This is a genomic window from Pantoea sp. ACRSB (assembly GCF_022346905.1).
Classification (GTDB): Bacteria; Pseudomonadota; Gammaproteobacteria; order Enterobacterales; family Enterobacteriaceae; genus Pantoea; species Pantoea piersonii.
On record NZ_JAKRNL010000002.1, the window covers coordinates 200,048 to 210,581 of the forward strand.

Here is a 10,534-nt window from a genome sequence, read left to right on the forward strand (position 1 = left end):
TTGAAGAGCTATTCACCTCTCGCTTGTTAGCAAGGCCTTTTAATCTTCTCTTTCAAAATTCACTCCTGACCTTTTTCTTACCGTCTTTGTCGGAACGCGAATCGCTCATCATGTCCAGCGCCTCAGCTGCCAGCGTGCGGATATGCGTCAGCGTTTCGTGTGAAGGCGGTTGCTTACGGGCGACGTCGATGATTGCCAGCAGCAGGTTGCGGGTCTGGTCATGCGAGGGTCTGATAATCAGCTGCGTAACCTGCGTCATGCTCTCGCTCCTTCCCGTCCGGCCAGCCAGAAGAAAAACGCGCGATCGACAGCCTCATCCTGATAGCCGAGGTGCGAGCGTGTCATGCTGTGCCTGTCGCCGTGAACGCTTTGATAAAAACGTTCGAAGCTGCTGCGGATGCTGTCGCTCATGATGGTCTCCCTTGCCTGACAAGCGCTTTCAACCGGGCAATGTTGTCTAGGGCCTTTTCGCTGGCTGTCGGCATGTAGAGCTTTTCCAGCTGCGCGCGGGGTGGCGGAATTTCTTCGCCCGACTCGATACGCGATGCCATCCTTCGAAGCTCGGCGCGGCATTTGGCGCGCAGCTCAGACTCAGAGAGGTTGTTGGCGCGCATAGTGCTGTACAGGCCGGTGACCATCCAGTATGCGGCGTTGCTTTCCCACGGATAAGCTTCGGGGCTGTCGATCAGACCGCGGCGGGCGGAGTATTTCATCACCATGTCATACAGCCCGTCTTCGTCCGGCAGACCAGCGGAGCGAAGTTCGCCCTGCTTGCACCATTCGATAAACTGTCCAGGTGACGGCCAGAACGGCGATGCGCTGGCGCGGGCGTGCTTCATGCCGGCCGACAGCTGCTGCTTCGTGCTGATGTCGTTTTCGGCGAAGGCGGCGATCCACTGGCGCTTTGCCGAGGCCTCGTCTCGCGGGTCTTTCAGCGCTGTGCTGACTGATGCGGGAAAAACCTGCTTGAGGCTCATGAACAGCATGTCGACCAGACGCTCAACGGTTTCGTTAACGCCACGGTCTACCGGCTGCGGGCCGTCACCAGCCATGCGGGCCAGCGCGCTGCTGTCGCGATTGTTTATTGCGGCTACGAGATTTCTCATATGAAATTTTCCTCCCACTCTCTGCGGTCGTTCCAGTGCGGAACCTGCTGCTGTGAACTGGATGGCGCATTGCGAGCTGGCTGGCTCATCTGCGCTTTAAGGGTCGCCCACTGCTTGCGCAGCTTCGACGGGCTGAGGATATTTGTCTGCCAGAACTGATTGCCGTTCGCCCAGGTGAAGACCTCGCAGATTTCCCGGTGGCTGACAGTCAGGGATTCGCGCATCAGGCGGATATCGTTTGCCCAGGCGGGCCAGTTGGGTTGCTGCGCTGTCGGGGTGATCACCTGAACCCGGCTAAAAATCCACTGAGCAGCCAGAAGGTCATCAGCGGTTCCCCACTTGTCGCCCCTCGGTGAATGAACCGCTGCATCAGGCCGGACAACAGGAAGACTTTTCAGACGCTCGTCAGAGGATTCGCCAGAATTCTCGGACGTATGTTTAATGTCTTTTTTGTCTTTTGTAATAGTGTCTTTTGTGTGTCCCTGTTTTGGTGACAACGCTGTCACCGTTTTGGTGACACCTTTTGTCACTGTTTTGGTGACAGTGACACCATCTTGGTGACACTCTGGAATTTGCCACGCAGCGAGGTTCTTATTAGGCCCAATTAGCATGCCTTCCCGGACCAAAACACCCATCTGAATTAGCTCGTTTTTCGCCTTGTTCACCTTCTGCCTCGGCAGTCTGGTGAGCTGGCTTATCTGGCTGTCAGCAATGCGATCCATCTTTTTGTTGAAGCCGTATGTTTTCCGGCAAACAGCATGCGCCACCTTCGCCTGATTCCTGGTCAGGTTGGCCCCTATCAGCTCTTCGTACAGCTCGTTTGCCAGACGCGTATATCCGTCGTCTGTGTCTGCCACACGTTGCTCCACGGCCCGGAGTTCGGGCCTGATTGGTGTTACATTTGCAAGAGCGAGGCTCATGTTGCCTCCCCATGCGAGGTTTCCTCACCCAGCACCCATCGCAGCGCCGCAGCGTAGTCGCCGGTCGCTTCAGTGAGTGCCTGAGAGATTTCTTTGCGGGATTTAATGCGGGGTTTGCTTTCACCCATCACCGCGCGCTGGCGGCGGGCGCGTTCGTGGCCTTTCACTTCAGTCACGACCTGCGCCAGCTCTTTTACTTTGGCGCGCTGCTCATCAGGGGTCATAGCTGAAAGCTGGCGGGCGTGAGTGAGTGTCACCTGTCCGCCCTCTACTGCGTCCTGCACTGCCTGCGTGCAGTCCAGCAGCGCCAGAGTAGCTTTTACGGTCTGAAGGCTGCAGCCGAAAAGGAGCCCTAAATCCTGCTCATCGTGGCCGCGTTCAATCATCGCCGCCATCTTCTTCGCCCGACCCAGCGGTGTATCGGCGCGCCGGATTTCGTTCGCGCTGACCAGATACTGGGACATGCGCACTGCGGATCCCCGCTTGGCGATTGCTGGTACCAGTACTGGTTCTTTACCTTCTGCCGTCAGTCGAGCATTTGCCTCCAGGCTATGCCTGACACGCTGACGGCCGTCTACCACACAGACCTTACCGGATTCAGGATCCTTCCAGCACAGCACCGGCTCCAGAACGCCTTGATCCATGATGTTCAGCACCATCGCTTCGTCGATAGGCAGATGAATACGCTCGTCATAAAGCGGGTGTGATGGGTCAGTTACCAGATGTAGTGCGGCCGGCTCGAAAAACAGCACGTTGCTTTTACCGCTGGCGCCGTAAGCGTCGATTGAGTTCTTAGCCATTGGCGCCTCTAAGATTGAAAACGTTGATTGGTTGCTTCATAATTACTCCTGTGAATTGATCCAGTCTTTTCGCATCAGGCCTCGAAGCTGTTCCCGCAGCTCGGGGCCTTTTCTTTGCCCAGAATCAGGGCTACTTCCTTCGCTACCGCTTTAGCCAGCTGGGCCGCGTCGTCATCAACAATCCCGTACTCCAGGATGTCGATAGCCATAGACATTTGGCGGAAAAAATTCTTCTTCATGCGGCTTACCTGGTACTCCGCAATCCCCAACTTTTCTGCGAACGTCTTCTGACTGATAGACGCCAGCTTGTTCAACAACGCCGATTCAATGCGGCGCGCGTTCTTGCTTTGAGTTGCATGTTCCATCTTGGATAATTCCTTTGTTGGTTAATTGGTTGCGTGACATTGCAGTGAGCACGTCACTTGAGGTTTCCCCACACGGGCGGGGGCAGGTTTCAGAGTGTTAAAGAACGATGTTGCTTAAGCTGCTTTATCTTTGGACGGTGGGAAGACTTCATCTAGCGAGCACTTGCAGCCCAGTTTTTTTAAGCCTTCAATGATTGCTCGGCAGTCATTAAGGCTTGGAGTACGGATGTTCAGTTCATAGTTGGCGATGCGGGATTGGCCCCAACCAATAGCTGAAGCCAAGACAGCTTGCGAAACTCCGATTTTCTTTCGCTGCTGTGCAATGTTGTTCATTGCAGCCTCCATAACATTAAACACTGAAGCATTACACACAAAATGTGATTAACAGTCAACCTCAATTCGTGTACGGAGTGCAATCACGAACCGTGGTAAATTTACTGGATGAAAACAATGCATGAGTTAATTGGGGAAAGGATCAAATCCCTACGTGAAGCAAAAGGACTTAGCCAAGTACAGCTAGCCAAACTTTGCGGTTGGGCAGCTCCGTCTCGTCTGGGGAATTATGAGTTAGGCACGCGTAAGGTAAGTGCTGACGACGCGGTAATCCTTGGTTCAGCCCTTGGAGTGTCACCTGCCAAAATCATGTTTGGTGATGATGCTGATTCTGTTTTCAGACAATATGAATACCCATTGTTCGCTTATGTCCAGGCTGGACCCTTCTCAGAAGTTGGCAGTTATACCGCGAGTGATGCAAAGGCATGGGTAGCAACTACCAAGAAAGCCAGTGAGAAAGCTTTCTGGCTTGAGGTAAAAGGTCACTCTATGACCGCGCCGCAAGGCGTTCGTCCGAGCTTCCCTGAAGGGATGCTGATTCTGGTCGATCCTGCGGAGCCGGTTGAGACAGGAGACTTCTGTGTCGCTTCCGCGAACGGTGATTCAGAGGCAACCTTCAAGAAGTACGAGCTGGATGGTGGCGTAAGTTACCTGGTGCCTCTGAACCCTGCTTACAGGATTCTGGACTGCGATCACAGCATCCGCATCATCGGCAAGGTAGTTAAAGCTCAGTGGCCGGAAGAGACGTTTGCGTAAAAGGAAAAGGTAACTACAAGATAATTAACCTGATTATTGAACATTAAATAAGGCTGCTTTAATAATTAATATAATGGAGGGCAAGGATGGATAGCTTAAAGCATCAAAGATTCAGCGAATTCTCACATGAAGATAAGTTTTTCGATTCGTTAAAAGCCGATTATCAAGAATTCCCCGCATGGCTAAATAAGAAAGCTGATGCAGGCGAGTTTGCATACGTTTTGTATGATGAAGCTCATAATATCGAAGGGTTTATGTACTTGAAGGAAAACGATGATGCTTCAGATATCTCTCCCAATCTTCCTCCAGGTAATCATTTAAAAATAGGCACATTTAAATTTGAATCCAAGGGTACTTTGAGGGGGCAGAGATTCCTAAAGAAAGCCTTTGACCACGCAATAGCATCTCGCTCAGATGATATTTACGTTACGATTTTCGAAAAGCATGACCACCTGATAAAGCTTTTCCAAGCTTATGGTTTTTACAAACATGGTGAGAAAGAAACTGTAAACGGAAAGGAGTTCGTATACGCACGCTCAATGACAGAGGTTAATGGAGACGTTTTACTTGATTACCCTCTTGTTCTCCCAGCAAGAGCAAGGAAGTTTCTACTAGCAATCTACCCTGAATTTCATACCCGACTTTTTCCTGACTCTAAGTTGATAACAGACTCACCTGACATGCTTCAAGACGTATCACATGCGAACAGCATTCATAAAATCTATATATGTGGTATGAGAAGCGTTGCCAGTATGAAGCCCGGGGATATAATCGTCATATACAGAACGGGCGATGGCAAAGGTCCCGCTTATTATCGTGCCGTTGCAAGCTCTGTTTGTGTTGTTGAAAAAGTAAGACACATGGATGATTTCCCAGATGTTGAATCTTTCATTAAATATTGCTCTAAATTTAGCGTTTTTTCTGAAGAAGAGTTGCGTAAATACTATAAAGAAAGAACATACCCTTATATTGTCAGATTTACCTACAACTTAGCTTTACCAAAGCGGCCGAATCGTGCTAGCCTAATAGATCAGGTTGGACTAAATGGTACTAGGGGCTTCCGCTGGAGCCACTTTGAATTGAGTAATGATCAATTCGCAAAAATACTAGAGCTAGGTAAAATAGATGAAAGTTTTATTGTCAATTAAACCCGAATTCGCTGAAAAGATATTAGATGGAAGCAAAAAATTCGAATTCAGAAAGGGTATATTTAAAAACAGTAAAATCACAACTGTTGTTATCTATGCAACCATGCCTGTTGGCAAGGTGGTTGGGCAATTTCAGATCGATGATGTATTAAGTGATAACCCTGAGTCACTTTGGAGCAAGACGAAGCGTTATGCTGGCATATCAAAGACTTTTTACGACTCTTATTATCAAGGTAGAGATAAGGCATTCGCTATTAAAATCGGACATGTTGAGAGGTTCTCGGCACCACAACCGATTTCCAGTTTAGGAGTGGGTATAAAACCTCCACAGTCTTACTTATATCTTTCGTAAAGCCAAACATCTGCACTACTAGCCCGCCACTGAGCGGGCTTTTTTGTGCCTCAAGATCACCGCCAAAAATAAAATCACACCAAAATCATACACATAACGTGTTACATTCAATTTATACACAAAACGTGATTGACCATTAAATCACAATATGTGAACATCAATCCTATCAGCAGGACGACGTACCCAACACGACGTTGGATCGCTCTTTAACATTGATGGGGTTTATTTCTCCCGCCCTTGTGGGAGACCAAAGAGCAGTTGGCTTTGGGGTGTGGCTGGGTGAGCGATACGAGATGCAAGCAAAACCACCTGAGTAACGCTGTGAGCGCGTTTGGCAATTAACGGATGCAAGAAAGGCTCACTAAGCCGTTCGAGTGCGGAAAGCAATAGCCCAGCATGCCACCTAAGCCAATTACCGGAGGTAAATATGTTTGCAGCTAACAACAGCGTCAGCCGTCGCTACCTCAAGCGTGGCGAACTGATCGCAAAACGCCGTGCAGAAGCGGCAGAAGGTAAAGCCCGCGTTGATGTCAGTGCCCAGCGCGTTTCGCGTGCTGTATCGGCGCCGAGCATTCGCGAAAAGCACGAAGAAGTAGCGCTATGCGTTAGTACCAAATACCAGAAGGTCAGTAACGAAGCCGGGCGCCAGATTCACGCGGTGCAGAAGATGCGCGGGAAGAGCATCCCGCTAATTTAGGATGTCGGCAATCCGGGGAAATTGAACTTATCAAGCGTCCTGCGGCGCTATAAGACAACTGAGAGGAGGGCACTCCCGTACCGACTTCAGTATCACCATATAATCATTTGGCGGGGCGCAACGGCGCTGGGATTGCTCCACTGACCTCTGTATTTTTAGGAAATTTATATTCAGCCGAGCATCTATGGCACTTGAGAGTTTTATAAGCAATGCTGGAAGTATCATACTGAAGAATGGACTTCTCTCCCGACTCATAGCATGTAGTACAAAGATAATGAGGCTTGAACTCCGGATCGTCCGTCGGCTTCAGTGCATAGACCACCGTGTTAGTAATCGGGTGATACATTTCATAGTTCAGCTTCTCATTATCCCAATTCTGTTTCTTTTCCAGAAGGGATTCGAGCTCAACGATGCGCTGCTTAGCTTCGCCCAGAAGCTCCGTTAATGCGTATTGCCCGGTACGAGCATCAATAAGCTTATCAAGCAGGTCAATAGTTTTGCTTTTAACGTTGTAATCCACCTGCAATGCATTAACTTCTTTCGCTAAATCAACAGCACCTTTCAGCGCACCGCCAGCACTGGTGGCAGCTTCAGTAATACGCCGAACCAGTCCTTTTTCTTCTGGCATATCAGTCACTCTCAAACTGTAGGGGTGAATTGATTTTATCCGATTTCTCACTATAGGGGTATAGCGAGAACCACCTCGCCTGATGTGGTTAAAAGCAGTCGCCAGAAGCCGCATAAGCGGCTTTTTTTACGCCCATTATTCACAGCAGTGACACCGCAATGGCCTGTTGCGACAGGTCATGACGGTGCATTCGCACCAGACGCGTAATGACGTTACGAGAGATTTGCGCTTTTGGCTCCTGCAGGAATGCAGGGGCCATTTTTTTAACTCACTTAATCGAATTAAGGACCCCACGATGAACTATGCCATCGCGGGCGGTGCCGTCGTGGGCGCCGCTTACTTTCATGAATCCCAGCTTGATCGCCTGATCCGCCGCCTGCGCGCCGGGCTGCGCTCTGTTATCGACACCCTGAATCAAAGAGGCCAGCCATGAAGATTCGCTACTTCCAGAAAGCGCAGGAGCTTTCACGAGAGGCCCATCTGTTCGGCGATAGCGCCAAGTGGGCTATGGCAATGCTGCTGTTACGGAGAGCGCACCAGTGAAACTTTCATGGCGAGCCAAACAGGAAGTCGAAGAGATCATGAAAAACCTCTCTGAGATCGATTTAGAGCGCATCGGTGATGAAGTCGACGCGATGATGGACCAGCACAAGATTAACCCGCTGATGACCGCGCTGTGCTCATTCCTGCCGAAGCATTTCGATTACCCGGCTGTCGAGCTGGTTGACGAAGACGACGAGCAGTATGAAGCCGCAGAACATTTCCTGCGTGATGCGCTGGTGAAAGTGGCTAAGCGGGAAATGGCGATCGGGATTTACTGTCAGCGACACGGGAATATGGAGGCCGCCTGATGGAACCTGGCATCTATTACGACATCAGCAACGAGGACTACCACCGCGGCCCCGGCATCAGCAAATCGCAGCTGGACGACATCGCGATCAACCCGGCCATCTTCCAGTGGCGCAAAGAAGCGCCCGAGGACGAAGAGAAAAAAGCCGCGCTGGATATGGGAACTGCCCTGCACTGCCTGCTGCTGGAACCCGAAGAATTCGACAACCGATTCATCGTGGCGCCTGAATTTAACCGGCGCACCAACGAGGGAAAGGCGAACGAGAAAGCCTTTCTGAAGGACTGCGCCGGGCTGGGCATGACGGTGATGGACGCCGAGGAAGGCCGCAAGCTGAAGCTTATGCGCACCAGCGCCCTCGCCCATCCGGCTGCACGCTGGCTGCTGGAAGCTGAAGGCCATCAGGAAGCATCAATCTACTGGAATGACGAGCAAACCGGCAAGCTTTGCCGGATCAGGCCAGACAAGTTCCTGTCCGGCCAGCCCGTCATTGTCGACGTGAAGAAAGTAGCGGATATGACCCGCTTTGCCCGCCACGTTGAAGAGTTCCGCTATCACGTTCAGGACGCCTACTACCGCGAGGGCTTCAGTAAGCACTTCGGCGAGTACCCGCTTTTCGTGTTCATCGCCGTCAGCGAGTCGATCGACTGCGGCCGGTATCCGGTGCGCACTTTTCAGCTGCAGGAGGACGATGTTGCCGTGGGCTACGACCTGTTCCGCCGCGACCTGACCACCTATCACGAATGCATGCTGACCGGTAACTGGGGCGGCATTGAAGAAATCACGCGCCCGGACTGGGCCAAAAGGAAGGATTACGCATGAGCAACGAAATTACGCACGCGCCGGTCAACGAGGCCGACACCAAAGCGGCAATCTTCAGCCCGAGCGGCCTGCAAAAGTTACAGGCTTTCGCCAACGTCATGGCTGAAGGTCGTGCAACAGTGCCAGCCCACCTGGCAGGGAAACCTGCTGATTGCCTGGCAATTGCGTTACAGGCGGCCCAGTGGGGAATGAATCCATATGCGGTGGCGCAAAAAACGCATCTCGTTAACGGAACGCTGGGTTATGAGGCGCAACTGGTTAACGCAGTCATCACCAGCTCAACAGCCGTTCAGGGGCGTTTTAAATACGAATACGGCGGTGACTGGGGGAAATTCAAGCCTGGTGCAGCGAATGCGGCCAACGAGCGCGGTCTGTTTGTTCGCGTCGGCGCAGTGCTGCGCGGCGAAACGGAAATTACCTGGGGCGAACCGCTATTTATGGAGTACGTCACCACGCGTAACTCCCCGCTATGGAAGACGGCGCCGCAGCAGCAACTGGCTTATCTGGCCGTCAAATACTGGGCGCGCCTCTACTGCCCTGACGTGATTCTCGGCGTTTACACCCCGGATGAGTTCGAACCGGAGCAGCGCGCGGAACGCGACGTCACCCCGGCGCGCAGCCGGGCAGACCTGAACAACCTGATCAACAGCAAGCCCGAAACGCAGCAGCCCGAGCGCGAAATTAACCCGGCGACGAACACCAGTGCGCCAGCGCGCACGCCGGACGAGCTGCTTGCCGATTTCACCACTGCTGCAGCTGAAGCGGAAAACGTTGCCGGTCTGGACCGCTGCTACAAATACGCGGCACGCATGCTGGCGAACGAGGCTGACACGCTCGAAAAAGCCACTGATGTTTACCTGCTGCGCAAAGCTGAGCTGGACGAGGCGGCAGTCTGAATCTGGGAAGAGTATGCAAACATCTGACTATAAGCGCCGGGGTAACCAAATCAGCCTCGGCCGTCGCTGGACAGTAGACGAGTTACAGCAACTGAAAGAGCTTGCAGCAACCACCCCACCCAAAGTTATAGCCCGGAAGCTTAACCGCTCATACGAATCTGTACGCCAGCGGGCCAGCCGCAGCCGTATACGTTTTCTGGAAGAGCGAAGCAAAGTTATCACCGGCACTAAGCCAAATTTATGACACAAGAATACTGTACATAAAAACAGTATTTAGCTGTTAATTATCTTTGTTAGAGCGTAATGTGTCTATGTAAGGCAAGCTCATAACCTGCTGACACTAAATGATTTTAAGTGTTGCAGGTCAGTAGAAATCAATTTGGCAATTTCTATAAAAGGAATCAAATATGGCTGATACAACTCAATTAGCACAACAGGCTATCGATAGCGTAAACCAGCTGAAGGAAATGGCTGATCAGGCAGTACAAAACCAGGCAGCGTATGAAGAGCTGTATGAAGAAAATACCCGCCTCACTTCAGAGATAGACTTGCTGAACGAAAACCTAACTAACCTGGATGAAGTTTTCCACCAGAAGGTCATCGAAGAAGACGATTACCTCAGTTATGCAGAGGATATGCTGAAAGATATCAGCAACATGATTGAAAAAGGTGAGCTTGGTCCTCTTTCGATTGAAAAAGCGGAAACCCTACGCTTAACTCTGCAGGTTGTTGCATCCATCCGAAGCAGCAATCATGAAAACCATCCCCGCCGACCTGGCGATTCGCCTAAGCGGACGCTGCGTCAGGTTGCCGGTTACGATGATTGATCTGATTAATATTATAAGCCGCCTTCGGGCGGTTTTT

General features: G+C 51.3%; 17 protein-coding genes. 9 read left to right on the forward strand and 8 right to left on the reverse strand.

Going from position 1 to position 10,534, the window contains the following annotated elements:
* Positions 1-52: 52 nt before the first annotated feature.
* The 7 genes from MHZ89_RS07170 to MHZ89_RS07200 form a co-directional block, all read right to left on the reverse strand.
* The gene (locus MHZ89_RS07170) at positions 53-259 is read right to left on the reverse strand and encodes a hypothetical protein (RefSeq protein WP_311782434.1); all 207 of its coding nucleotides are present in this window, start codon (positions 257-259) and stop codon (positions 53-55) included.
* A complete protein-coding gene (locus MHZ89_RS07175; RefSeq protein ID WP_311782435.1) occupies positions 256-411 on the reverse strand; it encodes a hypothetical protein in 156 nt (51 codons plus the stop codon). The genes MHZ89_RS07170 and MHZ89_RS07175 overlap by 4 nt, the downstream gene beginning before the upstream one ends.
* Positions 408-1,106, reverse strand: coding sequence for a replication protein P (locus MHZ89_RS07180; protein ID WP_311782436.1), 699 nt, complete (start codon positions 1,104-1,106; stop codon positions 408-410). Before MHZ89_RS07180 ends, MHZ89_RS07175 begins: the two co-directional genes overlap by 4 nt.
* Positions 1,103-2,026: a replication protein gene (locus MHZ89_RS07185; protein ID WP_311782437.1), complete on the reverse strand. Its 924-nt coding sequence runs from the start codon at positions 2,024-2,026 to the stop codon at positions 1,103-1,105. The genes MHZ89_RS07180 and MHZ89_RS07185 overlap by 4 nt, the downstream gene beginning before the upstream one ends.
* The gene (locus MHZ89_RS07190; RefSeq protein WP_311782438.1) at positions 2,023-2,826 is read right to left on the reverse strand and encodes a hypothetical protein; all 804 of its coding nucleotides are present in this window, start codon (positions 2,824-2,826) and stop codon (positions 2,023-2,025) included. The genes MHZ89_RS07185 and MHZ89_RS07190 overlap by 4 nt, the downstream gene beginning before the upstream one ends.
* A gap of 74 nt (positions 2,827-2,900) precedes the next feature.
* Positions 2,901-3,191, reverse strand: coding sequence for a CII family transcriptional regulator (locus tag MHZ89_RS07195; protein WP_311782439.1), 291 nt, complete (start codon positions 3,189-3,191; stop codon positions 2,901-2,903).
* A 114-nt stretch (positions 3,192-3,305) separates the two neighbouring features.
* Positions 3,306-3,524 carry a helix-turn-helix transcriptional regulator gene (locus MHZ89_RS07200; RefSeq protein WP_081138937.1) on the reverse strand — a complete coding sequence of 73 codons (219 nt, stop codon included), beginning with the start codon at positions 3,522-3,524 and terminating at the stop codon, positions 3,306-3,308.
* A 108-nt stretch (positions 3,525-3,632) separates the two neighbouring features.
* On the opposite strand from MHZ89_RS07200, the gene MHZ89_RS07205 reads away from it, so the two are divergent.
* The 4 genes from MHZ89_RS07205 (at position 3,633) to MHZ89_RS07220 (ending at position 6,477) form a co-directional block, all read left to right on the forward strand.
* On the forward strand, positions 3,633-4,280 hold the full coding sequence (locus tag MHZ89_RS07205) for a LexA family transcriptional regulator (RefSeq protein ID WP_311782440.1): 648 nt from the start codon (positions 3,633-3,635) through the stop codon (positions 4,278-4,280).
* 86 nt (positions 4,281-4,366) lie between these two features.
* The gene (locus MHZ89_RS07210) at positions 4,367-5,428 is read left to right on the forward strand and encodes an N-acetyltransferase (protein ID WP_311782441.1); all 1,062 of its coding nucleotides are present in this window, start codon (positions 4,367-4,369) and stop codon (positions 5,426-5,428) included.
* On the forward strand, positions 5,406-5,780 hold the full coding sequence (locus tag MHZ89_RS07215; RefSeq protein WP_311782442.1) for an ASCH domain-containing protein: 375 nt from the start codon (positions 5,406-5,408) through the stop codon (positions 5,778-5,780). The genes MHZ89_RS07210 and MHZ89_RS07215 overlap by 23 nt, the downstream gene beginning before the upstream one ends.
* 427 nt (positions 5,781-6,207) lie before the next feature.
* Positions 6,208-6,477: a hypothetical protein gene (locus tag MHZ89_RS07220; protein WP_311782443.1), complete on the forward strand. Its 270-nt coding sequence runs from the start codon at positions 6,208-6,210 to the stop codon at positions 6,475-6,477.
* Positions 6,478-6,580: 103 nt separating this feature from the next.
* Here the strand turns inward: MHZ89_RS07220 and MHZ89_RS07225 are convergent, their stop codons facing one another.
* Positions 6,581-7,105, reverse strand: coding sequence for a hypothetical protein (locus tag MHZ89_RS07225; protein ID WP_311782444.1), 525 nt, complete (start codon positions 7,103-7,105; stop codon positions 6,581-6,583).
* Positions 7,106-7,400: 295 nt separating this feature from the next.
* On the opposite strand from MHZ89_RS07225, the gene MHZ89_RS07230 reads away from it, so the two are divergent.
* From MHZ89_RS07230 to MHZ89_RS07250, 5 genes are all read left to right on the forward strand, one after another.
* Positions 7,401-7,538: a protease FtsH-inhibitory lysogeny factor CIII gene (locus tag MHZ89_RS07230; protein WP_311782445.1), complete on the forward strand. Its 138-nt coding sequence runs from the start codon at positions 7,401-7,403 to the stop codon at positions 7,536-7,538.
* Positions 7,539-7,644: 106 nt separating this feature from the next.
* The gene (locus MHZ89_RS07235; RefSeq protein ID WP_311782446.1) at positions 7,645-7,956 is read left to right on the forward strand and encodes a hypothetical protein; all 312 of its coding nucleotides are present in this window, start codon (positions 7,645-7,647) and stop codon (positions 7,954-7,956) included.
* A complete protein-coding gene (locus tag MHZ89_RS07240) occupies positions 7,956-8,774 on the forward strand; it encodes a PD-(D/E)XK nuclease-like domain-containing protein (protein WP_311782447.1) in 819 nt (272 codons plus the stop codon). Before MHZ89_RS07235 ends, MHZ89_RS07240 begins: the two co-directional genes overlap by 1 nt.
* Positions 8,771-9,670, forward strand: a complete 900-nt coding sequence (locus MHZ89_RS07245; RefSeq protein WP_311782448.1) for a RecT family recombinase — start codon at positions 8,771-8,773, stop codon at positions 9,668-9,670. Before MHZ89_RS07240 ends, MHZ89_RS07245 begins: the two co-directional genes overlap by 4 nt.
* Positions 9,671-10,077: 407 nt before the next feature.
* On the forward strand, positions 10,078-10,497 hold the full coding sequence (locus MHZ89_RS07250; protein WP_311782449.1) for a hypothetical protein: 420 nt from the start codon (positions 10,078-10,080) through the stop codon (positions 10,495-10,497).
* Positions 10,498-10,534: the final 37 nt, after the last annotated feature.